This is a genomic window from Shewanella sp. BJSY2023SW005, from assembly GCF_047314585.1.
Classification (GTDB): domain Bacteria; phylum Pseudomonadota; class Gammaproteobacteria; order Enterobacterales; family Shewanellaceae; genus Shewanella; species Shewanella algae.
The window spans coordinates 47,642-69,844 of the sequence record NZ_JBKORJ010000027.1 but is presented as its reverse complement, the minus strand read 5'-3'; the positions used below and the strand labels follow the sequence as shown (position 1 = coordinate 69,844).

20 protein-coding genes are annotated in these 22,203 nt (G+C 55.5%); 7 read left to right on the top strand and 13 right to left on the bottom strand.

Annotated features, from left to right (window positions below; all coding sequences use genetic code 11):
- The 8 genes from ACMHXI_RS08635 to sfsA form a co-directional block, all read right to left on the bottom strand.
- Positions 1-507, bottom strand: a complete 507-nt coding sequence (locus tag ACMHXI_RS08635; RefSeq protein WP_093982285.1) for a DUF4124 domain-containing protein — start codon at positions 505-507, stop codon at positions 1-3.
- Between the two features lie 164 nt (positions 508-671).
- The gene (panC, locus tag ACMHXI_RS08630) at positions 672-1,517 is read right to left on the bottom strand and encodes a pantoate--beta-alanine ligase (RefSeq protein ID WP_208159684.1); all 846 of its coding nucleotides are present in this window, start codon (positions 1,515-1,517) and stop codon (positions 672-674) included.
- A 19-nt stretch (positions 1,518-1,536) separates the two neighbouring features.
- A complete protein-coding gene (gene panB / locus ACMHXI_RS08625; protein ID WP_028780165.1) occupies positions 1,537-2,331 on the bottom strand; it encodes a 3-methyl-2-oxobutanoate hydroxymethyltransferase in 795 nt (264 codons plus the stop codon).
- A gap of 77 nt (positions 2,332-2,408) precedes the next feature.
- Positions 2,409-2,897 carry a 2-amino-4-hydroxy-6-hydroxymethyldihydropteridine diphosphokinase gene (gene folK / locus ACMHXI_RS08620; protein WP_101058258.1) on the bottom strand — a complete coding sequence of 163 codons (489 nt, stop codon included), beginning with the start codon at positions 2,895-2,897 and terminating at the stop codon, positions 2,409-2,411.
- Between the two features lies 1 nt (position 2,898).
- Positions 2,899-4,284, bottom strand: a complete 1,386-nt coding sequence (gene pcnB, locus ACMHXI_RS08615) for a polynucleotide adenylyltransferase PcnB (RefSeq protein ID WP_413734675.1) — start codon at positions 4,282-4,284, stop codon at positions 2,899-2,901.
- Between the two features lie 113 nt (positions 4,285-4,397).
- Entirely contained in the window at positions 4,398-5,267 is an 870-nt protein-coding gene (gene gluQRS, locus ACMHXI_RS08610; RefSeq protein WP_413734673.1) for a tRNA glutamyl-Q(34) synthetase GluQRS, read from the bottom strand.
- Positions 5,268-5,334: 67 nt separating this feature from the next.
- Complete coding sequence (gene dksA / locus ACMHXI_RS08605; protein ID WP_025010051.1) at positions 5,335-5,778, bottom strand: RNA polymerase-binding protein DksA; 444 nt, start codon at positions 5,776-5,778, stop codon at positions 5,335-5,337.
- Positions 5,779-5,928: 150 nt separating this feature from the next.
- Positions 5,929-6,651: a DNA/RNA nuclease SfsA gene (gene sfsA, locus ACMHXI_RS08600; RefSeq protein WP_144165125.1), complete on the bottom strand. Its 723-nt coding sequence runs from the start codon at positions 6,649-6,651 to the stop codon at positions 5,929-5,931.
- Between the two features lie 162 nt (positions 6,652-6,813).
- On the opposite strand from sfsA, the gene pepB reads away from it, so the two are divergent.
- Positions 6,814-8,091, top strand: a complete 1,278-nt coding sequence (gene pepB, locus ACMHXI_RS08595; RefSeq protein ID WP_025886963.1) for an aminopeptidase PepB — start codon at positions 6,814-6,816, stop codon at positions 8,089-8,091.
- Positions 8,092-8,183: 92 nt separating this feature from the next.
- Positions 8,184-8,642 (top strand): GNAT family N-acetyltransferase, encoded by a 459-nt coding sequence (locus ACMHXI_RS08590; protein ID WP_109248968.1) that lies wholly within the window; start codon positions 8,184-8,186, stop codon positions 8,640-8,642.
- Position 8,643: 1 nt separating this feature from the next.
- Here ACMHXI_RS08590 and thpR read toward each other — a convergent pair whose 3' ends face one another.
- Positions 8,644-9,192, bottom strand: coding sequence for an RNA 2',3'-cyclic phosphodiesterase (thpR, locus tag ACMHXI_RS08585; protein ID WP_109248967.1), 549 nt, complete (start codon positions 9,190-9,192; stop codon positions 8,644-8,646).
- 143 nt (positions 9,193-9,335) lie between these two features.
- Here thpR and ACMHXI_RS08580 point away from each other — a divergent pair, with 143 nt between their 5' ends.
- The 3 genes from ACMHXI_RS08580 (at position 9,336) to mrcB (ending at position 16,469) form a co-directional block, all read left to right on the top strand.
- Entirely contained in the window at positions 9,336-11,507 is a 2,172-nt protein-coding gene (locus ACMHXI_RS08580) for a putative bifunctional diguanylate cyclase/phosphodiesterase (RefSeq protein WP_208184450.1), read from the top strand.
- Positions 11,508-11,571: 64 nt separating this feature from the next.
- On the top strand, positions 11,572-14,124 hold the full coding sequence (hrpB, locus tag ACMHXI_RS08575) for an ATP-dependent helicase HrpB (RefSeq protein WP_413734669.1): 2,553 nt from the start codon (positions 11,572-11,574) through the stop codon (positions 14,122-14,124).
- A gap of 17 nt (positions 14,125-14,141) precedes the next feature.
- Complete coding sequence (mrcB, locus tag ACMHXI_RS08570) at positions 14,142-16,469, top strand: penicillin-binding protein 1B (RefSeq protein ID WP_109248964.1); 2,328 nt, start codon at positions 14,142-14,144, stop codon at positions 16,467-16,469.
- Between the two features lie 382 nt (positions 16,470-16,851).
- On the opposite strand, the gene ACMHXI_RS08565 is transcribed toward mrcB, so the two are convergent.
- From ACMHXI_RS08565 to ACMHXI_RS08555, 3 genes are all read right to left on the bottom strand, one after another.
- Entirely contained in the window at positions 16,852-17,589 is a 738-nt protein-coding gene (locus ACMHXI_RS08565; RefSeq protein WP_045283713.1) for a DsbA family protein, read from the bottom strand.
- A 140-nt stretch (positions 17,590-17,729) separates the two neighbouring features.
- Entirely contained in the window at positions 17,730-18,371 is a 642-nt protein-coding gene (locus tag ACMHXI_RS08560) for a DNA-J related domain-containing protein (RefSeq protein WP_028780153.1), read from the bottom strand.
- Between the two features lie 130 nt (positions 18,372-18,501).
- Positions 18,502-19,155: an oxygen-insensitive NAD(P)H-dependent nitroreductase NfsB gene (locus ACMHXI_RS08555; protein ID WP_045283714.1), complete on the bottom strand. Its 654-nt coding sequence runs from the start codon at positions 19,153-19,155 to the stop codon at positions 18,502-18,504.
- Between the two features lie 231 nt (positions 19,156-19,386).
- On the opposite strand from ACMHXI_RS08555, the gene ACMHXI_RS08550 reads away from it, so the two are divergent.
- Both ACMHXI_RS08550 and ACMHXI_RS08545 read left to right on the top strand, forming a co-directional pair.
- Positions 19,387-19,749 (top strand): MbcA/ParS/Xre antitoxin family protein, encoded by a 363-nt coding sequence (locus ACMHXI_RS08550; RefSeq protein WP_025011540.1) that lies wholly within the window; start codon positions 19,387-19,389, stop codon positions 19,747-19,749.
- 36 nt (positions 19,750-19,785) lie between these two features.
- Positions 19,786-20,532: an RES family NAD+ phosphorylase gene (locus ACMHXI_RS08545; RefSeq protein ID WP_045283715.1), complete on the top strand. Its 747-nt coding sequence runs from the start codon at positions 19,786-19,788 to the stop codon at positions 20,530-20,532.
- A 13-nt stretch (positions 20,533-20,545) separates the two neighbouring features.
- Here ACMHXI_RS08545 and ACMHXI_RS08540 read toward each other — a convergent pair whose 3' ends face one another.
- A complete protein-coding gene (locus tag ACMHXI_RS08540; protein WP_413734665.1) occupies positions 20,546-22,111 on the bottom strand; it encodes a hypothetical protein in 1,566 nt (521 codons plus the stop codon).
- Between the last annotated feature and the right edge of the window lie 92 nt (positions 22,112-22,203).

Here is a 22,203-nt window from a genome sequence, read left to right as displayed (position 1 = left end):
TCAGGGCTGAGCCTCGGATTTTTGCTGCAGCAACTGTCTGTGTTGCTGCAGCTTGGCTATCTTGTCATCATTGGCGCGTTTGAGCTCATCAAAATGGGCGTTTATCTTGCCGCGTTGCTCAACAAAAGCGGGGTCTTCCCGCTCCAGTTTCTGCCAATAGCGTTGCCGCTCCTGCTTTTGTAGCTCGCTGGCCCGCAGTATTTCCAGATAGCTGTTTTCCTGCTGCAGCCGATAGACTTCGGCTTCCAGTCGCTGCAATAGCTTGTCTTCTGGCAGGCTGTCGTTCTCCAAAAGGGATTGCAGCGGATCAACTCTTTCTCCCTCGGCCGTTTCCGTGGTCACGCCATACTGATATTCAATCTTGTGCTGTTTGAAGGCTTGCGGGCAGGGAAGCTGGCTGAATACTACCTTGTCCTCTTTGATACATTTATAGACGGTACCTGCCTGAACTTGCGAAGCGAGCAGCAGTGCAGCAAAGAGCCAGAGTCTGGGCTGTCCGGGCAACATTGGGGCGGGAATCCTTTCGTTACATATCTAAAACAAGTGTAACCAATATGACTCAAACCTTTATTGAAGACCAGTTTTTGACTAAGGAAATTTTTTTGGCGACCTGGAAAAAGGTCTTCGGAAGAAAGAGGGGGGAATATTTCCCCCTCCCTAAAGAAAGGATATCAGCGTGACAGCGTCATATTGTCTATGAGGCGAGCCTTGCCAAGATAAGCGGCGGCCAGGATCACCAGCGACTTGTCATCGCTGCTCACAGGTTTGAGGCTTGAAGCCTCACGCACTTCCAGATAGTCGGGCTCAAGCCCGGCGGCGCGCAGGAACTCCTTGGCATTGCTGATGGCCTGGTCGATATCCTGCCCCAGTACAATCGCCTCGGCCAGTTTATCCATGCTTGCCTTGAGCTTGGGCGCCAGTGCTTTTTCGGCTTCGGTGAGATAACCATTGCGCGAACTCAGTGCCAGGCCGGAATCCTCGCGAACGGTTTCTACCCCTATGACCTCGATGGGCAGCGACAGGTCGGCCACCATGGTCTTGATCACCAGAAGCTGCTGGTAGTCCTTACGGCCAAACAGGGCGATGTCAGGCTGAACTATATTGAATAGCTTACAGACTATGGTCGCGACCCCGCGAAAGTGCCCTGGACGGCTGGCGCCGCAAAGCTCATCGGAGATCCCGGGGACTTCCACAAAGGTCTGGGCATCCAGCCCTTTGGGGTAGATAAGCTCGGGTGTTGGGGTAAACAGCAGCTCGCAGCCGGCTTCGGTCAGTTTCTGTTGATCGGCGCCCAGGGTGCGGGGATAAGCATCGAGATCCTCATTCTTGCCAAACTGCAGTGGATTGACAAAAATCGAGGACACCACGTGATCGGCGCGGCGCGCGGCTTCGAGGATTAAACTCACATGTCCCTGGTGCAGATTGCCCATGGTAGGGACAAAGGCTACGGTTTCCCCTTTTTGGCGCCATTCCCGTACCCGGGCACGGATCTCATCTATCTTGGCTGTGGTCAGCATAATCTGGCGAATCCCCGGCTCAGTTAAATGTGTGCTCTTCTGCGGGGAATTGTCCCTGCTGAACTTCGTCGATATAGGCCTTCACGGCCTCACGGATTTCACCTGTCTGCTTAAGGTAGTTCTTGGAAAAGCGCGGGATATAGCCGCTGGAGATCCCGAGTACATCGTGCATCACCAGAATTTGGCCATCAGTATCCTTGCCGGCCCCTATGCCGATCACCGGAATTTGCAGCGCTTCGGTTATCTGTTTTGCCAGCGAAGCCGGTACGCACTCGAGTACCAACAACTGGGCCCCGGCACCTTCCAGTGCCTTGGCCTCATCCAGGATCCGCTGGGCGTTGTCGGCATCGCGGCCCTGTACCTTGAAACCACCGAACACGTGCACCGATTGTGGCGTCAGTCCCAGGTGGGCGCAGACAGGAATGCCGCGCTCGGTCAACATGGAAACCGTTTCCAGCAACCATTGGCCACCTTCAATCTTGACCATGTTGGCACCGGCCTGCATCAGCTTGGTAGCATTGGTCATCGCCTGCTCGGGAGTGGCATAACTCATGAAGGGCAGATCGGCCATCAACAAACTGCGGCTGATGCCGCGGCGAACACAACGGGTGTGATAGGCCATCTCCTCGACACTGACCGGCAAGGTATCATCGTGACCTTGCAGAACCATTCCCAATGAGTCTCCTACCAGCAGGACGTCTACACCTTCGCTGTCAAAAGCGGCGGCAAAACTGGCGTCATAAGCGGTCAGAGCGGTAAACTTTCTACCTTCCTGCTTGAATTTACGCAGGGTAGCTGTGGTGATTTTAGACATAATGCTCTTCTTATTAACCGAGTGAAGTGGTGTTATATGCCATGCGGCTTTGGACTGCAACGATCCGGCTCAGGTTCTCAGCCTGAGGGGTGGATCAGTTGCAGCGATTGGCGCATGGCATTGGTGATCAGCGTGGCTATGCCGGTGCCGCAGGGCAACACCAGCGAAGGATTGAGCTCTTCCAGTGGAATGAGGACAAACTCGCGGCTCTTGATGCCGTAGTGGGGCACTGTGAGCCTTGGGGTCTGTATCTGCTTATCGCCGTAGAGCAACAGGTCCAGATCCAGGGTTCTGGGGCCCCAGCGCACCAGGCGTTGTCGCCCTTGCTGCAACTCGATTTCCTGCAAGGCGTCAAGGAGTTCCAGCGGCGCCAGCTCGGTCTCGAAATAGGCCACCGCGTTGACATAGTCCGGCTGGGGAACATCGCCCATGGGAACCGAACGATAGTAGGATGAAACGCGAAAGCTGTTTTGCCGCGCCAGCTGTTGCAGCGCCAGGCAAGCACTGTCAAGCTGGCGCTCGGGAGAGTCCAGGTTGGCGCCCAGCGCCACATAGACTCCGGTCATCTTACTCGGCCGCCTGTGGTTTTTCGCTTGGGCGACGAGGCTTGCGGCGCCGGCGTTGATTGGCGTTACGGTTGCGGCTGCCGTTGGACTTACTGCCGCTGCGCACCAGCTGTTGCTTCTGCTCGTCATCAGACTCGACAAACTTTTGCCACCAACTGGCCTGCTTGGCCAGATTGCCGCCTTCGGCATTGGCTCTGAGCAGCAAGAGATCGTAGGCGGCGCGGAACTTGGGATGTTCCATCAGTTTGAAGGCGCGGCCCCCTTGAGAGCGTTCAAAGCGCATCTGTAACTGCCAGATATCCCGCGCCGGAGTGCTGAAGCGGCGGGGAATGCTTACCGAACGGCACTGCTGTTCGAGCACATCGCCCATGGCGGCAAAGAAAGCATCATAGGGGCTGAGACCGCTCTCCAAGGCGATATCCTGGGCGCGGTTTTGCAGTGGATACCAAAGGAGTGCGGCATAGAAGAAGGCCGGAGTCACAGGCTTGTCTTCACCAACGCGCACATCTGTGTTGTGCATCATTTCGCTCAGCAGTCTGGCGGCCGGGCCCTTGGGGTCGTCCCGCAGCAGGCTTTCCACCAGAGGGAAAATGGGCGCAAACAGTTGATATTCGCGCATCATCTGATAGTTGTTCAGCGCCTTACCGGCGAAAAACAGCTTGAGCACTTCTTCATACATACGCGCCGCCGGAATATCTTTCAGCAGCGGAGCCAAACTCTTGATCGGGGCCGCAGTGCGTTTTTCGATGGACATCCCAAGCTTGGTGGCAAAGCGCACGGCCCGCAGCATACGCACCGGGTCTTCCCGATAACGGGTCTCGGGATCGCCAATCAGTCGCAGGGTTCTGGCCTTAAGATCATGAATACCGCCGCCATAGCTGCGAATAGAGTAGTCGGCAATATTGTAATAGAGGGCGTTGACGGTAAAGTCGCGGCGCTCGGCGTCTTCATCTATGTCGCCATAAACATTGTCGCGCAGCAGTCGTCCGGCCGAATTGACCTTGGAAATCTTCTCTTCGCTGTTGCCGTGATGGCCGCGGAAGGTAGCCACTTCAATAACATCCCGGCCAAAGACGATATGGGCCAGGCGGAAACGACGGCCAACCAGGCGGCAGTTGCGAAACAGCTTCTTGATCTCTTCCGGAGTGGCATTGGTGACCACGTCAAAGTCTTTCGGCTCCAGTCCCAGCAGCAGATCGCGTACGCCGCCACCAACCAGATAGGCGTGAAAGCCAGACTTATGCAGGCGGTACAAAACCTTGAGCGCATTCTCGCTAATCTGTCTGCGGGAAATGCTGTGGCCATCGCGCGGGATAACCTCCAGGCTCAAACCTGTGTCTGTGTTGTCTTCTTGTTGAGCCTTGGTTGTCTGACCATCGTCAAACAACTGCTTACAAAACTGACTGATACGGCGAAAAATGGGACACCTCGGAACGTTAACGCAAAATAAGGGTTAAAAACTGGCGGCTATGATATACCAAATAGCAGGCGATGAGTATATCAGCGGCCGATGAGGATCTCTGTCTGCTTGGGAATGCTGTCTGGATCAAACTGAGCCACCGCCTGGGCCAACATCTGAGTCATATCGGCTTGGGGCGTGACAGCCGCCTGGCCGAGAAACTCGAGTGCCGCCAGCAGCGCCGGCTGTGGATGGCGTTTATCCACCGGTGTGGCATGGTTTTGCTTGGAAAGCTTGAGCCCTGCCTGGGTGCTGGCCAGTGGCAGATGAAAAAAGCTCGGTTCCTGAAATCCGAATTGGCGAAACAGGCTTATCTGTCGGCAACTGGCCTCCAAGAGATCGGCGCCGCGGACTATCTCAGTGATGCCCTGAAAGGCGTCGTCCAGTACCACCGCCAGTTGATAGGCGTACAGGCCATCGCTGCGCTTGATAATAAAGTCTTCTGCAGCGAAGGCTGGGTCGACACAGACTTTACCCAGATGGCCATCGATAAACCGGGCAACCGCCAGTTGGTTGTGAATGCGAATGGCACCTTGCTTGAGTTGCAACTCCCGGCAGCGGCCGTCGTAAACACCACCTCTTTGCTGGATCTGTTTGCGGGTGCACTGACAATAGTAGGCCTGATTGGATTCCAGTAAGGCATCAATATGTTGCTGATAGTCTTGCAGGCGCCGGCTCTGATACAGCACTTCGCCATCCCAGTGCAAGCCGAAGGCTTCCAGAGTACGCATTATGTCATCGGCTGCGCCGCTGACTTCTCTTGGAGGGTCGATATCTTCTATTCGCAGCAACCACTGCCCTTGCTTTGAGCGGGCGCGTAGATAACTGCCGAGGGCGGCAACAAGAGAGCCGAAATGCAAAGAGCCTGAAGGCGAGGGGGCGAAACGGCCTATGTAGGAAGTGTTGTTCATCAAGGGCTGAGTGACAAAAAAACGCGGGGCCAGTGTAACACTTGGCCCCGCGCTGCGGCAGATTAGATTAACCTGCCATCTGTTTTTCTTTGATCTCTGCGAGCGTTTTGCAGTCGATACACAGATCGGCTGTCGGTCTGGCTTCCAGACGACGGATGCCGATTTCGACGCCGCAGGATTCGCAGAAACCGAAGTCATCTTCTTCAATTTTCTGCAGTGTCTTTTCGATCTTCTTGATCAGCTTACGTTCGCGGTCGCGGGCGCGCAGTTCGAGGCTGAACTCTTCTTCCTGGGCGGCACGGTCAACCGGATCCGGGAAGTTTGCAGCTTCATCCTGCATATGGGTAAGAGTGCGATCCACCTCTTGACGCAACTGATTCCTCCATGCTTCAAGAATGGTCTTGAAGTGGCTCAGTTGTTGTGAGTTCATGTACTCCTCACCGGGTTTTTCCTGGTAAGGGTCTACACCAGCGATAGCGAGTACACCAAGTTTTTTAGTGCCTTCAGGCATAACGCATCTCCTGTTTCCATTTGCGTCGTAGGGCATTCTTATGAACGGCCGCTATCTATATCAGAATCTCTCTACCTAGGCAAATATTTCGATTTACTTATTGCTAATTATTTGAATATGTCTGCTAAACCCGATTAAATCAACTTTTTATCACTTTTTGGGGCTTGTCTGACGAACAAATTCGAGCCTTGATTCCACCCTGAAGCCTTCAGGTGAAAGGCTTGTGGCATAGGCCAGTACTTCGACCCCGGTATCTATGGCTTCGTTCAATAAATCGGCATATTTTGAATCTATATGGTGGGCCGCTGATACGGTTTTTATCCCTGTATGTTGCACTAAAAACACCAATACCCCACGTTGGCCACTTTTGACCACTGACATCAGTTCCCGCAAGTGTTTTTGACCACGGCTGGTGACAGCATCGGGAAAGTAACCATGACCCTCTTCCAAGAGCGTGGTGTTCTTCACTTCGATATAGCAATCAGCCTCTGCCCCTTCGCTGAGAAAGATATCGATACGGCTGTTTTCATCACCGTACTTCACTTCCCGCTTGAGGTTTTGGTACCCCTGCAGTTCCCTGATGACACCCGTTTGGATCCCTTCCTCTACCAGGGCATTGGCCCGTCCTGTGTTGACACCGATCAGGTCGCCTTCAGGGGTTTGCATCAGCTCCCAGGTGTGGGCGTATTTACGCTTGGGATTGTCCGAACAGGAGAACCAAACCCGCTCGCCGGGGAACTGGCAGTTCTTCATTGAACCCGTATTGGGGCAGTGCAGGGTAATCTCAGTCCCATCATCCAGCCTGACATCGGCCAGAAAGCGTTTATACCTTTGGATCAAAATGCCGGATTGCAGTGGCGGGATAAACTCCATCCCCATCTCCCTGAAGTTGTTGAAAACCCCAAAGCCTAGCAGGCTTTACAGTTGGCAACAATTCTCATTCGGCGCGGGGCTTCAAGTGCCGGGCAGGAATGCAGTACACTGGGACCAATTGTGGCGCGAAGGCGCTCACTGCATAAAGAAGAAGGAATCGAAATGAGTCAATCCATGAAGATAGTGCTGACCCATGAGGCCCCTGCGGCCCATTGGGGCAAGGCCGATGTAACCTACAATGCTGAGCAGGCTCAGATCCACCTGCAGGGAAACGATGCCCTGCGACAAATCCAGATGGCTGCCCGTAAGCTGCGTAACCAGGGGATCAATCAGGTTTCTTTGGTGGGAGAGGGTTGGGACCTCAACAGTCAGTGGGCCTTTGCCCAGGGCTTTGTCACTGCCAAAGGCGGACATGAGATCCAGTGGGCCGGTGATGAGGCACTCAAGGGCGCGCTGACCAGCAGGGCTTACAGCGCATCGTTTGCCCGCAGTCTTATCAATGAAACCCCGGAAAACCTGCCACCACTGAAACTGGCGCAGCAGGCGGCCAATTGGCTGGCCGAACTCGGCGGTGACAAGGTCAGCTACCGGATAGTTGAAGGGGAGGCCTTGTTGCAGGAGCAGTGGATAGGCATTCATGCGGTTGGCCGCGGCAGCGAAAGGCCACCTGCATTGCTGGAACTGGACTTCAACCCTCTGGGTGAAGATGCTCCCGTGTCCGTCGCGCTGGTAGGTAAGGGGATCACCTTTGACTCAGGCGGTTACAGCATCAAGGCTTCCGAAGGCATGCTGGGCATGAAGGCGGATATGGGCGGCGCGGCAACTGTTACTGCGGCGCTGGGGCTGGCGATTCAGAACGGTCTCGACAAGCGGGTCAAACTCTATCTCTGCTGCGCCGAGAACCTGATCAGTGGTCGTGCCTATAAGCTGGGAGACATACTGACTTACAAGAACGGCACCACGGTTGAAGTGGTCAATACCGATGCCGAGGGACGCTTGGTGCTGGCCGATGGTCTGCAGGCCGCCTGCGCCAGCGGTGCGACTCGGGTTATTGATGCCGCCACCCTGACCGGCGCCGCTGTGATGGCCGTTGGCCGCAACTATAACGCCATCTTCTCCCCCAGCCAGCCTCTGCTGGCGTTGACGCAGCAAAAGGCGGCTCTAGTGGCCGAAAATGTTTGGCCTTTGCCGCTGGAGCCTTGGCATAAAGAGATGTGCCCTTCTGCCTATGCCGATACCGCCAACAGCCGCCCGGTAAAAGGTGGCGGCGCCGGTGGCGCTTCCAATGCCGCCGGTTTCCTGTGGCGTTTTGTCAATGAAGGTGTGGATTGGCTGCATATCGATCTGGCCGCCGCATTTGAAGACAATGCTTCAGCCCTCTGGGCTGCAGGCGCCACGACTCATGGTATGTTGACCATAGCCGAACTGCTGGCGGACTGAGTCATAGGGAATTAACGCCCAAACCAAGCCGCCCACTGGGCGGCTTTTTAATGCCGGTGTATCGCTATTTTTTCAACAAAGGGAAGTGCAGGATGAAGTTACGCAAGGCAAGAAAGGAAGACGCACAAGCTGCCTGGGATATCCGCAATCTGGCTATTCAAGCCGGTTGCCGGGGATTTTACGCAGATGAAGAGCTCAGAATTTGGACCCAAGGCGAGATGCCCTCTGTCTTTATCACCATGGTGGAGAGAGACTTTTATCTGCTCGAACATCAGGGAAAAATACTGGCGACCGGCATGCTGGATAACAACCGAATTGAAGCCCTGTTCGTGCATCCACAAGCCATGGGCCAAGGGCTCGGGCGTGACTTGCTCGCTCATCTCGAGTCTTTGGCGCGTGAAAGAGGCGTGACTGCGCTGACGCTGGAGTCTACCCTCAATGCCGCCGACTTCTATCGTAGCTGTGGCTTTTGCGGTGAGGGGATAAGCCAATATCACTCCCCAAGAGGTATAGTGCTCGACTGCGTGGTGATGCACAAGGCGCTTAAGTGATTCAGTTGCTTAACGGCCAGCTGGCCAATATCCGGTACTCGACGCCGGTTGGAGTACTCAAAGACTCGTAGAGTTGCAGCTCGCTTGGCGTTAAATCGAGCGTTGGAATATGTTCGAGTTTCGGTAGGTTGCCGGCCCTTCGCATCAAGGTGATATGGGGCCGGTAATCATATTCGCTGTTATGCAGCCCAAGGTTTGTCGCCAGTTGTTGTGCCGCCCCGGCGAGCGCCATTAGTGCCGGATCTTCGGCTGTGCCGGCCAGGCAGAGTATTTTCGGCCCGGGCCAGAAACAGAGATGCTCGAGCCGCACCCGAAAGCGTTTCAAGGGCAAGTCGGGAATGGCGGCGAGTAAATCCCCGAGCTGTTCTGCCGTCACCTGGCCGAGAAACGCCAGGGTTAGGTGCAGATTGGCCTCAGTCACTTTCTTGAGACCGGGGGCTGACGGTTCATCAGCTTGTTCACATGCTTGCTGCAACGTCAGTAAGCTCGCTCTTTCTGCCGTGGTTGGCGCGAATCCCAGAAATAGCCTTTTAGGCGTAATTGAGCTCATTTTTCGTTCCCGGTTAAGACCTTGGCCTATACTGTGACTTGTACCATTGTACACAGGAGTCGATTCACTCGGTGAGAATGAAAAGCAATGGTATCGGATGGATTCTTCGGATCAAAAAACAGTCGTAAGGAAATGACCCCATTATGCCCGCGAGTCTTGCCAATCAATTACAACATGCTCTGGTGGATGTCTTCAGCGATTCTCCGCTGATCACCTTGGAGCAGAATGTTGATCGCGCCCTGGAGATCATCACCCGACAACTGGATTGTGACGGGGTGTTTGTGCTGGCGGCCGGTAAGACACCGGGGCGACTCAAGACCCGCAATCTCTACCTCAAACCCCAATTCAAGACTCAGCAAGCTTCCCGGGAGTGGGGGCTGGGGAACATGCCTTTTTTTCGCAATCTGTTACGCCACCCCAAACTCCTGACCTTGGACAGTATTGAAGAGCTTCCCAAGGAAGCTCAGGAAGAGAAACGTTTCTTACGCCAATGGCAGGTGCGCAGCCTGTTGGTGCTGCCGCCACTGCATCTGGGGGATACCCATATCGCCGTTGGCGCCCTGCAATGCGGCGGCGAAAAGCGCTGGCAGGAAGACTTTGTCAATGAACTCAGCCATGCGGCGGCCATGATAGGCTCGGCAATGGAGCTGACCCGTATCGCCTTGGCGCTGCTGGCCAGTGAGCGCAAGTATCAGGAGCTGTTCCAACAGTTACCCCTGGCTTGCGGGCAGTTGGACAGCAGCAACCAACTGACCATGATGAACCGGATAGCCAAGCAGACACTGGTGGCCGGTGACAGCAAGGATCTGCTGGCGTTGGTGCGTGAGGATGACAAGGGGATTTTGCTTGATACCCTGGCCGTGGTACGCGATGGGGTATTGAATCAGGCCTGGTGTGAGGTTGGTTTTCTGCATGGACAGGAGCTCTCTTGGCAAAAACTCAGTTTCAGCCGCAGTAAGGCTGATAAGCGTACCCTGGTGCTGATGGCTGAGGATGTCAGTGAACGCCACAGATTGGCCAGCGAGCTGTCATTTCACGCCAATTATGATGCGCTGACCGGCCTGCCCAACCGGGTGCATTTCGAAGCCCTGCTGGCCAAAGTGCTCGGCGAGGAACAGGCGCCGCCTGTGTGTATTGCCTTTGTGGATCTGGACCAGTTTCGGGTGATCAACAATGTCAGCGGTCATATCGCGGGTGACAGGCTCTTGTGTCAGGTGGCGCAGCGGCTCAAGCAGCTGGTGCGCAAGGGGGATGTGGTGGCTAGGCTCGGCGGCGATGAGTTCGGGATCCTGATGCATTTTTGCAACCCAGAGTCGGCTAAACATATCGCCGAGCGTATCTGTCAGCAGCTGTTCAATCACGAATTCAACTGGGAAAACCGCAAACACGGGGTCTCGGCCAGCATAGGCATAGCCCAGTTGGATCCGGCAGCCCAGGACATTTATACCGTCATGGGCCAGGCCGATGCCGCCTGCCGCCTGGCCAAGGAGCAGGGGCGCAACGGCTGGTTACTCTACGACAGCAGCGATCCCCGCCTCAAGCGGCTCTACAGCGAAATGACCGCCTCTGTCGATGTCCTCGGGGCTCTTGCCAATGACAGATTTGAGCTCTATTTCCAGGAGATCCGCCCGCTGGAGGCTACAGATAGCGGCATGCATCTGGAGATCTTGCTGCGTATGTATCAGGAGGAGGGAGAGATGTTGTCTCCGGCGATATTTCTGCCAGCGGCCGAGCGTTATAACCTGGCATCCAGGGTGGATCGCTGGGTGATAGATCATCTGCTGCTCTGGGGCAATAGGCATCTTGAGTTGTGGCAATCCCTGTCTTTGGTGTCGCTGAACCTTTCGGCGTCCTCGCTCGAGGATGAGGAGTTTATGGACTGGCTTGAGATGCGCCTGCTGGCCGAACCCGAATTGGTCGATAAGCTGTGTATCGAAATCACCGAAACTTCGGTTCTCAGCCAGCTAGAGCAGGCCCACAGGTTGATTGAGCTGCTTAAACCCCTGGGTTGTAAGCTGGCGATGGATGACTTTGGTGCCGGCTTTTCCTCTTTTGCTTACCTTAAACAGTTGGCGGTGGATTATGTGAAGATTGACGGCCAGTTTGTGCTCAATCTCTGTGAAGACAAGGTGGATCAGGCGATTATTGCCGCCATGTGCCAGTTGGGAAGGCAGATGGAGTTTCAAACTATTGCCGAGTTTGTGGAAACCGAGGCCATAGTGGCGAAACTGCAGGAGCTGGGGGTGGATTATGCTCAGGGCTACGCCATAGGCAAGCCCAGGCCCTTATTGGCGCTGAGCGAGCCAATCCGTTAGGTTAGCCACAGCGGCAGAAACTGGTTACACTGAGCGCCTGTTTTTGTAAGCCATGCCCTGAATCTTGAACGACTTACCCATTCAATCCCTGTTGCCTCAACTGCGCCAAACCTTGGCCAGTTGTCGGCAAGTTATCCTCGAGGCGCCTACCGGAGCCGGTAAATCCACCGCGCTGCCCTTGGCACTGCTCGACTGGCCGGAAATCGACGGCAAGATCCTCATGTTGGAGCCCCGGCGGGTTGCAGCGCGGGCCATCGCCGGCTTTTTGGCGCGCCAAAGAGGGCTGGCACTGGGGCAAGAGGTGGGGTTCAGGGTTCGCGGTGAGAGTCAGGTCAGCGGCAACACCCGACTCGAGATCATCACCGAGGGGGTACTGACCCGCATGATCCAGCAGGACCCTGAGCTCAAGGGCGTTGCCATGATCATTTTCGATGAGATCCATGAGCGCCATCTGAGCACAGATCTCGGTCTGGCGTTGGCACTGGAAGTGCAGGCCTCATTGCGGGACGATTTACACTTGCTGGCCATGTCGGCAACGCTCGAAGGCTTGCCGTTACAAACCTTGATGCCGGATGCCAAGCTGCTTGTCAGTGAGGGCCGCAGCTACCCTGTGACTATCGCCTACAGCGCCGCTTCGGCGCAGAGGCGCAGCGGTTCGGGTTCCGGCTCTGGCATGGCACCTTGGCTTGAACATATGGGGCGGCAGTTGCTGGCGCTGCTGGACCCTCAGCAGGCCTGCGCTTTGGGGGTTAGCGAAGCGCAGCAACAGGGCTCGATACTCGCCTTCCTGCCGGGACAGGGGGAAATTCAGCGCCTCAAGCACTATCTGCAATCCAGAGTTGCAGCCAATGTGCGCATTTGTCCTCTCTACGGCTCATTGAGTGCAAAAGAGCAGGATGCGGCGATTGCCCCGGCCAATGCCGGTGAGCGTAAGCTGGTACTGTCCACCAACCTGGCGGAATCCAGTCTGACCATAGAGGGGATTACTCTGGTGGTGGACAGTGGTTACAAGCGCCAGGCCAGTTTCAACCCCCGCAGCGGCGTGACCCGTTTGGGACTAAAGCGTATCAGCCAGGCATCGGCCACTCAAAGAGCCGGGCGGGCTGGGCGCACCAGTGCGGGTTTTTGCTTAAGGCTTTGGGGCCAGGAGGAGCACGGCCGCTTGCCGCAGGCGGATGAACCGGAAATCTTGCATGCCGACTTGCTCTCCATGGCCCTGGATGCGGCCTGCTGGGGTGTGCGCAGCCTCAGTGACTTGCCTTTACTGACACCACCGGCCAGAGCCAATGAGGCGGTGGCCTGGCAGCTGTTACAGTCGCTGCAATTGGTTGACCCGCAACGTAAGCTTACCGCCCATGGCCGCGCGGCCTATGCACTGGGGGCGCAGCCGCGGTTGGCGCACATGCTGCTCCGGGCGCAGAGTTTGGGGCAGGGGCGCGGCGAGCCTGAGCTCGCCGGTCTGGCTTGTCTGCTGGCTGCCTTATTGGAGGCCAGAAGCCTAGCGGGCAACGGCGCCGATATCATGGATAAACTTTCTCAGGCCACTCAAGGCCTTGAAACCAGACAAGTCGGCAACTGGCTCAGACGCTTAGGGCTTAATGGCAAGGCGGCGGATTTTCTGAAATTGGCGAATCGTGCCGATTGTGCTCTGTTGTTGGCGTTGGCATTTCCTGACAGGATAGCCAAGGCAAGAGGCATCGAGGGTTACCAGTTGGCCAATGGCAGCGGCGTGGTGCTCGATGCCGGTGACAGCCTCAGCGGCTGCGAGTTTCTGGTGGTGGCCGACTATCAGGAAACCGAGGGCCGCAGCGCCGGCCGTATCTACCTGGCGGCCGAATTACCGGTGGGGTTGCTGGAAAATGAGCTGGCCTTTCTCTGTACATGGCAACAGCAGGCGGGCTGGGATGAGTCCAAGGGACGTTTCTTTGCCGAGCGCCAACTGCGTCTGGGGGAGATAGTACTCAAGCGGGAGGCCGAGAAAGAGGCGGATCCCAAGCTGAGGGCTCAGGCGATTATGGCGTTGCTGCGCAGTAAAGGCTTGGCACTGCTCAATATGGATGAGGATGTCAGGCAGCTCCAGTTCAGGCTGGCACTGGCAAGATCCAAAGATCCGAGCCTATTTCCGGACAGCAGCGATCCGGCGCTGCTGGATTCTCTCGAAGAGTGGTTGGAGCCATTTTTGAGCGATATCAAGCAGCTAAAGGGATTAATGGCATTGGATATCAAGCAGCTGCTGCTCAATCGCCTCGAGTGGCAGGCGCAGCAGACACTGAATGAATGGCTGCCGAGTCATTGGAAAATGGCCACGGGCACCCGGGCACCGATCCGCTATGATGCCGGCGGCAGGGCGCTGCTGAGTGTGCGTCTGCAGGAAGCGCTGGGCATGGCCGAAAGCCCGCGGCTGCTGCAAGGGGAGTTGACCGTAACCATGGAACTCTTGTCTCCGGCGCAGCGCCCTTTGGCGCTGACGGCCGATCTGGCCAGTTTTTGGCAAGGGCCCTATGTCGAGGTGAAAAAAGAGATGCGTGGGCGCTACCCTAAACACCTGTGGCCCGACGACCCGGCCAATACTTTGCCGACTAAATTCACCAAGAAAAAGACCTTGAATATCCAGTAGTAAATTTTGGGATAAGCATGACCACCAAGAAAAGTACCACGAAAAAAAGTACCAGAAAAACCAGCAGCAAGAGCAAGCCGGCGCAGCAAAACCCCGGGCTATGTCGCAGGTTATGGTCGATAACCTGGAAGCTGGCCCTTATTCTGGTAGCGGCGTTGACTATCTATTGTATCTACCTGGATCAGATCATCGCCCGTAAGTTTGAAGGGCAGAAGTGGCACCTGCCGGCGCAGGTGTTCAGTCGCTCCATGGCACTCTATCCCGGGGCGGCGGTGAGCCATGCCCAGCTGATGGCCGAACTTAAGCTGCTGGGCTATCGCAAGGTGGCCAATCCGCGCCAGGTGGGGGAGTTTTCTGCCTCCAGTACCCGAATCGAGCTGTGGCGTCGCCCCTTCCTGCATCCTGAGGGTAGCCAGGCAGAGCAGCGGGTGATGATAAGTTTCGACTCCAACGGCGTCACTTCAGTGGCGCGCATGAGCGACAAACGCCAACTGGCGGTGTTTCATCTCGAACCTGTACTGCTGGACAGGATCATCGCCGGCGATGGTGAGGACAGGCTTTTTGTACCAACCGAACAGATCCCCGAAAACATAGTCGAAGCGCTTATTCTGGTGGAAGACCGCAGCTTCTATGAGCACCACGGGGTGAACCCCTTTGCCATCGCCCGTGCCCTGCTGGTCAATATCAGCGCCGGTCGCACGGTACAGGGCGGCTCTACCCTGACCCAGCAGCTGGCGAAGAACTTCTTCCTCTCCAGTGAGCGCTCCTTGATCCGTAAGGCCAGAGAGGCCTTGATGGCGCTGATTATCGATTTTCGTTACAGCAAGGATGAAATCCTCGAGGCCTATCTCAATGAGGTCTACATGGGACAGGACAAATCCAGAGCCGTGCATGGCATGGGGCTGGCATCGCAATTCTATTTTGGCCGCCCCGTAGGAGAGCTGACCCTGGCGCAGCAAGCCTTCCTGGTCGCCGCCATCAAGGGGCCATCTTACTACAACCCCTGGCGCTATCCTGACAGGGCTCAGGAGCGGCGCGATCTGGTGCTCCGGCTCTTGATGGAAGGCAGCAAAATTTCTGTCGACCAATACAAGGCGGCAGCGGAGTCGCCGCTGGGATTAAGGCGCTCGGACAAACCTGTGCACCAGAAACTGCCGGCCTTCTTTGCCGTGGTCAAACAGGAACTCAAGGATCGCTACGGTGCGGCGCTGCTGAAGCAGTCCGGTGTCAAGGTCTATACCACCTTGGACCCCATGGCGCAGGAAGCAGCCGAAAACGCCGTTGAGCGAACCCTGAAGGAGCTTGGCAAGAAAGATAAAGAGTTGCAGGTAGGCATGGTGGTGACCGACAAGTACAGCGCCGGTATCGCCGCCATGGTGGGCGACAAGGTACCTGGCTACGAGGGTTTCAACCGGGCGGTGGAAATTCGCCGTCCCATAGGTTCACTGGTCAAGCCCTTTGTTTATGCCACGGCGCTGGCTCAGGGCAGCAAGTTCAATCTCGCCAGCCCCCTCAAAGATGAGGCCATTACCCTCAAGAATGAGCAGGGCAAGACCTGGTCGCCACAGAATGTGGATCGCAAGTTCCGTGGCCAGGTGCCACTGTTGACGGCGTTCAAGAAATCGATGAATGTGCCGACCGTTAATTTGGGGATGAATGTCGGCGTCGATGCCGTGGCCGCGACGCTAAAAGAGGCCGGCTGGAATGAAGCTGTATCGGCTTATCCTTCCATGTTGCTCGGCGCCGTGAACGGTTCCCCCTTGATGGTGGCGCAGGTATATCAGACCCTGGCGGACGGTGGCCGTTATCGTCAGCTCAATGCGGTGACTGCCGTGCTGGACAGCGACAACCAGCCCCTGCCTGTGGCCAGTATGCCACGCCATGAGGCGATAACGCCTGCGGCCAACTATCTGGTGCAGTACGCCATGACCAAGGTGGTGGAGTCCGGCACGGCTTCGCGTCTAGGGGCGGCCTTCCCCGGCGTGATGCTGGCGGGCAAGACGGGCACCAGCAACGACCGCCGCGACTCCTGGTTTGCCGGGTTTGACGAGCGTAACGTTGCCGCCGTTTGGGTTGGCCGCGATGACAACGGCAAGACCCAGTTCTATGGCAGCAGTGGTGCCATGACGGTTTATCAACGCTTCCTCGCCGAGCGGCCGCCACTGGGGCTGAGGTTGCCGCCGGTCAACGGCGTGGTGCAGGGCTATTTCGACCGGGATACAGGCGCGGCGAAACAAGCCGATTGCCGTAATGTGGTGGCGGTACCTGCGCTGGCCGACAGTTATCACCCGGCGCCCAACTGCGGTGAACCTCTGCCTTGGTGGAAGCGGATCCTCGGTGGTTAACTGTGTAGAGGCTAAGGAAGGTGTGAACAAGTCCCATGTGTGCTCTGCGTCGGCTTACGGGCCTGGATGCAAGGCGTGGTTCGCAGCAAATGGCCTTAGCCCTTTGCAAGAGGCACAACACAGCAGGCAGGCCTGTAAGCCACGCCCTTCGGGGCTTTCACAGCAACCGGCTCTCTGCGTTATCCGACTTCGACAGGCCCCGGCATGCCTTCAGTCAGATGCCTTGAACGCCAATTGTTGTGCAAGCCACTCTCTACAAAAGAGAGTGCCACGAGGACTTATTCGCACCTTCCCTAATAGACACTAGATAGCAAAAAGGCCACCTCCGGGTGGCCTTTGACTTGTTTGAGAATATAGCGTGTTATCGTTATACCGTCTGATTTCAGCGGCGACGTCTGGTGACGGCGGCGACACCGGCAAAGGCCAGGAACAACCAACCCAGGCTGCCGCCTTCATCTTGCTTGGCATCTTTTTCGGTAGCCAGGAAATTGATCAGATCGGTCAGTTCGCCCAGGGTGCGAATTTCTCCCAGGTTAACCATATATTTGTCGTTTACCACGAAGCTTGGCACGCTCTGAATGGCAAATTCATTCTGCTGCTTACGCCACAAGGCGATGACATCATTGATTTTCTTGCTGTCGGCCAAGGCATCATACTGGCTGACATCGACGCCGTTGGCGGCAAACAATTGCTTGATATCGTCGCGGCTATTGATAGCAGAGGTGTGCTTGTGTCCAGGGGCGGAATGGTCATGGCCATGGGCCCCTTCCTCGCCCTGAATGGCGGCAAACATAGGATGAACCAGCTTATCAGTCGCGCCCAGCTCTTGCATGATGGCCAGAGACTTCATCACCTCAGTGCCCAGATCGCTGTTCATAAAGTCGACATGCTTGCTGTCAAAGCTGACTTCTTTATTGAGACCGGCCTTGATGTCCGGCAGATACTGGGTTTCCATGCTGAAGCAGTTATGACAGTAGAAAGAGAAGAACTCGGTGAGTTTGGGTTCTTCACTGCCTTTCTTGGCTATCTGGGTATAGTGTTTACCTTCGATAAAGTCGGCGGCGTTGGCGGCCAGCGGGATCAGGGTAAGTGCCATTGCGGCAACCAGTGGCTTGAGCAAAATAATCTCCTCAGAATTGACCGGGCGCAGCGCCCTTTGCTGTCAGGTTAGTGTGACTGGCTTAATTATGACTTAAGCGTCGGCGCCTTTGGCGGCCATTTCTGTGAGCGAGGCTAAGCTTTGACGGTTTGCCTGGTTATTCAACCTCGCAGGGCTTGCCAGGCTTCGCAGATCTGTCTGAATTTGGCGGCATCACCACCTTGCCTGTCCGGGTGCCACTTCAGCGCCAGTTTACGCCACTGGCGACGGATCTCCTTGTCGCTGGCGTCGGCTTCCAGCTCCAATACCCGCAGTGCCTCTCGTTGGGCAAAACGGCCGGGACACACGCCAATATAATCCTGATAACTGTTCCAGAAGGACTCCAGCATCTCACGAACAACATTGACGCAGGTGTCGTAGTTGTTCCAGTCGAGGTAGTAGTCTCTAAGTGCCGAGTCATCCTGTTGCAGTTGCAGCACATTGGCCGGTGGGATCCGCAGCAATATGATATCCATGGCCTGTACCTGCAGCCATTGGCCCGGCAACAGCATGTGTTGCAGTTCGTAGAGGGCATTCATCAACAGGAAGTTGCGTTTGAACAGATCTTTCTCGGGCAGAGGATCCAAGTCGTGCATCAGTCCCTGTTGCTGTAATTCGGTGGCGAGGTGATGCACCTTCCAGGAGCGGTTGCTGCGTTTGAGCAAGCTGAGCAGCGGCCAGATAAGCGGGTTATCGCCCTTGAGTCGGGTCGGCTTGACCTCAGTGGTCTCTGGCTGGGCCAGCGCGGGTTTGGCAAGCAGCATGGTAGCAATCATTCATCCTGAACTGACGATAAAATCTACTATGCCACAGGTGTCCGTGGGTGCAAGGTGAAAATAATGGAACCCGGCGTGGAGCCGGGTTCTGAAAGGGATGATGTAAACTCGTTCCTCGTTAGATCTTGGTAAACAGCTCTTCTTGAGGCAGGCGAGACTTGGGCAGCTTGGCGTTGAAGTCAGACTCGTCATGGTAGCCAAGAGCCACAACCACGCTGGCGGTCAGGCCCTGTTCTCTCAGACCCAACACCTGGTTGAGCTTAGTCGCATCGAAGCCTTCAATTGGGGTTGCATCTATGTCCAATACGCTGGCGCCCAGCAGCAGAGTACCCAGCGCCAGATAGGTTTGTTTCTCCATCCAGTGCTGCAGATCCTTAAGTTCGAACTTGTGCATATTGGTGAAGAAAGAGCGGCCGTTGTGTTGGCCTTGCTTGGCGTTTTCGTCGGCGAAGCGGCCATCGGCATCTTCTTGCTCAAGCAGACGCAGCAGATGGGCTTCGTCCATGTTGTTGCGGGTACAGAGTACTACCACGTGGGAAGCGTTGAGGATCTTTGGCGTGTTGAAGCCATAGTCTGCGGTAGACTCGGCAATTTTGGCTTTGCCTTCATCTGTCGCGGCCAGTACAAAGTGCCATGGCTGGGAGTTCACCGAGGAGGGGCTGAACTGCAGCAGACTCTGCAGATCTTCAATTTTATCCTGGGGGATCTTCTTGTTGGGATCAAAAGCCTTAGTGGTATAGCGCTTTTTGGCAAGGTATGTCAGATCTGTCATGTCACTGCTCCGGACAAATGAGGCTGAAATTGTTTTGGCATTCTACGATCTTTGTTGCGCTTTACAACAGTGTTTCTGCTGCAAGCTATATCAAAAATAAATTGAAAGTACGCTGGTGGGGAACCACCTCTCGGTGCCAACAAGATTGCGTTTGCATGTTTTTGGCTATTAAATTGCGTTTGCTGTATATCTTGGTTAATATATGGACAGGTTTATGGCGGAGCAGCAAAGATGAATACCCTAGAGAAAGCCAATGCAGCCGAGGTATTATTCAAGGCGTTTTCCAATGCTTGCAGCGAGTTACAACTTACCCAGGCCGAGGCCAGCCGTATCATAGGTGTTAATCCCAGCACCTTGAGCCGTAACAGCGGCAAGGGGTTTAAACCCGATTCCAAGCAGGGGGAACTGCAGTTGCAGCTTATCCGCCTGTATCGCTCGTTGTATGCCATAGCGGGTGGTGAGAAAGCCTTTATGCGTCACTGGCTCAACAGCCCCAACAAGGCGCTGAATGGGACCCCCAAGACTTTATTGCAAACCGTGGTTGGCCTGGTGAGTGTTAACCAATATCTGGATGCGATGCGAGGCAAGGTCTGACAGCCATAGCCGGTGACAGGAGACAAATAACTGAAAATGGATTTTAGCGCGTTAGAGCCGCAGGACTTTTTCCCTCGCCCTTACCTTGGCCGCGGTTATCGCCTGGTCGAGTCCCAGGAAGAAGCCGCCACCCTGAGCCTGGTGGATGATTTTGACGAACAGATGCTGCTTGAGTCTCTGCTCGATGAGGTTAAACCGCCTTACCGAAGTGGAACAGAGCACTTGCATTATCTGCTCAAGACCCCGTTTCGTTATCCGCCGCTGCGCCATGGCTCGCGCTTTGGCAGTATCACAATGGAAAGCTTCTTTTATGCCAGTGAATCCTGGCAGACCTGTTTGGCCGAAGTTGCTTACTATCGTTTTGTCTTTATGGCCGACATGCTGGAGCCTTATCTGGAGCCGCTGCGCTCTGAGCATATGCTGTACTCTGTGGATATCAATGCCCGCGATTGTGCCGACCTGACGCTATTGCAGGGGCAGGAAGTGCAGCAGCAACTGACTCACAAGTCGAACTATACCTATACCCAGGCTATGGGGGCCTGGCTGCTGCAACAGCAGGCGCAGATGATCCGCTACACTTCGGCCAGAGCCGAAGAGGGCGTTAATCTGGCGCTGCACGATCCTTTGGTATTGCAATCAACCGAGCCGCAGGAGTGTGAATACTGGATCTGCCAAAGCTCGGCCGCCAAGGTGGCTTTCAGTCGTCGTAATAGCCGCAGCATGCCATTGACTTGGTTTTTAAAAGACTTTTTGCAGGACGGGCAGTTGCCGCGTCCTGCCTGAGTGCAGAACTTAGTCAGGATTGCGTGGTGATAAACAGCGGGTTGGAATAGAACCAGAGATCGCCGTAGTTACGCTCATTGATGTCGTTGTACCATTGTTGCACCTGCTCCCCTTCGGCCTGTGGCAACACCTCTGAACGCAGAGGAGTGCCCTTGTTGGTCAAGCCGCTGACGTTGTAATCCAGGTTAGTACCACGCAGGCGGAAATACTGCTTGCCATCGGCGATAAAGCTGAAGCTCATGTTGTAGAAGCCATCGCTGTCTTTTTGCCAGTCGGCCTGGGTGAATGACTTGATCACCCGGGTGCTGTCGTTGGTTTCCTTTTGCCAGGCAGCCGTTCCCGGCTTGGCCCGCTCACCGATATTGCCGGCAATTAAATCGATATGATGTACTCCCGGATTAATACCTGCGTAGTGTTCATTGCCGATATCGCTTTCCTTGTTATTCAGCTCAGGGCTGCGGAACCTGATATTGATAGTGACCTTGTCGCCGGCCTTGGCGCTCAAGGTTTGTCCCATAGTGATGGTTTGCTTACCGCTATTCATCTGGAAATCCAGCCCATCGATGAGATCGCCAAATACCGCAAAGCTGTTCCCCGAGCGTAGCCCTTCAAGCAGTGCCTGGGTGCCTTCACCCTCAACCCAGGTGTAATTCTTGGCGTATTCGCCGGGATAATAACTGCTGGCGTAAGGTGGCCTGGTCTTGAAGTGAATATCCGAGTTACCCATGTTCCAAATCCTGCGCCCTTCGCCCAGCAGCGCATCCCACCAACCGCCGACTTCGGCCACGACGGGATCGACACCGCCGTAAACACCGCTCGATCTGTCACCATAGTCACCGCGGTTGCCACTGAACTGGCCGCCAACCATGCCTTCCACCAGGAAGAAGACCTCAGGCGCGGCATCGTGAAGCTCCCTGACTTCGGCTATGGTGTAGCTGTCGATATAGCGTCTGGGGTGATTGAGCATGCCGTAGCTCTGTTTGGGAAAGTGTTGCTGTAGCCAGGCGAGCGCCGCTACGGCATCTGCATGGGTTTGATTCTGACGCTTGACGCCGGCGGCCTCCCAGGCGGCAAGATCTTCGGCTGCGAAATCCTCCGGCTCATTCTTGGCACTGAAGCTGTACTCGAAGGTTTTAATCGCATCCAGAGTCTGCTGTTCATCGGCCAAGATGGCGATATTGAAGTGTTCATGGGTCGGCATATCCCACTCAAAGCCGGAGTAAACCAACTTGCCCGGGTAGTTGGGCATCAGGCTGGCGAGTCCGGGTTTTTCGTAGCGGGTGAGGGCATCATAGAAGAGAATGCCGCCTAGATCGTTATCTTCATTGTCCTGGCTGTTGTTGCGCATATGGTTGGTCAGGCTCATATAATCCAGACCAAAGTCCTCGAAGCCCCACTTGAGAATATCGGCCTGGGTCTCTCTGGCATCCTGGGAAACCGCAGTGTGAACATGAAGATCGCCTTTGAGCCAGCGACCCGTTACCGGCTCGGGAGTTTGAGTGTCGTTATCTGAGTTACAGCCGGCCAGCAGGGCCAGAGACAGCAGTGACAATGCTGCGACTTGATGGGATTGACGCACGAATAACCTCTCTATATTGGGCGTTTGGGAAAGCACCCAACATAGAGAACAAAGATGGCAGATTTATGGCACTTTTGTACTAAAAAGTTACC

Excerpts from the sequence above, each read along its gene's own strand:
- ACMHXI_RS08635 (WP_093982285.1), bottom strand. The coding sequence starts at position 507 with ATGTTGCCCGGACAGCCCAGACTCTGGCTCTTTGCTGCACTGCTGCTC.
- panC (WP_208159684.1), bottom strand. The coding sequence starts at position 1,517 with ATGCTGACCACAGCCAAGATAGATGAGATCCGTGCCCGGGTACGGGAA.
- panB (WP_028780165.1), bottom strand. The coding sequence starts at position 2,331 with ATGTCTAAAATCACCACAGCTACCCTGCGTAAATTCAAGCAGGAAGGT.
- folK (WP_101058258.1), bottom strand. The coding sequence starts at position 2,897 with ATGACCGGAGTCTATGTGGCGCTGGGCGCCAACCTGGACTCTCCCGAG.
- gluQRS (WP_413734673.1), bottom strand. The coding sequence starts at position 5,267 with ATGAACAACACTTCCTACATAGGCCGTTTCGCCCCCTCGCCTTCAGGC.
- dksA (WP_025010051.1), bottom strand. The coding sequence starts at position 5,778 with ATGCCTGAAGGCACTAAAAAACTTGGTGTACTCGCTATCGCTGGTGTA.
- sfsA (WP_144165125.1), bottom strand. The coding sequence starts at position 6,651 with ATGGAGTTTATCCCGCCACTGCAATCCGGCATTTTGATCCAAAGGTAT.
- pepB (WP_025886963.1), top strand. The coding sequence starts at position 6,814 with ATGAGTCAATCCATGAAGATAGTGCTGACCCATGAGGCCCCTGCGGCC.
- ACMHXI_RS08590 (WP_109248968.1), top strand. The coding sequence starts at position 8,184 with ATGAAGTTACGCAAGGCAAGAAAGGAAGACGCACAAGCTGCCTGGGAT.
- thpR (WP_109248967.1), bottom strand. The coding sequence starts at position 9,192 with ATGAGCTCAATTACGCCTAAAAGGCTATTTCTGGGATTCGCGCCAACC.
- ACMHXI_RS08580 (WP_208184450.1), top strand. The coding sequence starts at position 9,336 with ATGCCCGCGAGTCTTGCCAATCAATTACAACATGCTCTGGTGGATGTC.
- mrcB (WP_109248964.1), top strand. The coding sequence starts at position 14,142 with ATGACCACCAAGAAAAGTACCACGAAAAAAAGTACCAGAAAAACCAGC.
- ACMHXI_RS08560 (WP_028780153.1), bottom strand. The coding sequence starts at position 18,371 with ATGCTGCTTGCCAAACCCGCGCTGGCCCAGCCAGAGACCACTGAGGTC.
- ACMHXI_RS08555 (WP_045283714.1), bottom strand. The coding sequence starts at position 19,155 with ATGACAGATCTGACATACCTTGCCAAAAAGCGCTATACCACTAAGGCT.
- ACMHXI_RS08550 (WP_025011540.1), top strand. The coding sequence starts at position 19,387 with ATGAATACCCTAGAGAAAGCCAATGCAGCCGAGGTATTATTCAAGGCG.
- ACMHXI_RS08545 (WP_045283715.1), top strand. The coding sequence starts at position 19,786 with ATGGATTTTAGCGCGTTAGAGCCGCAGGACTTTTTCCCTCGCCCTTAC.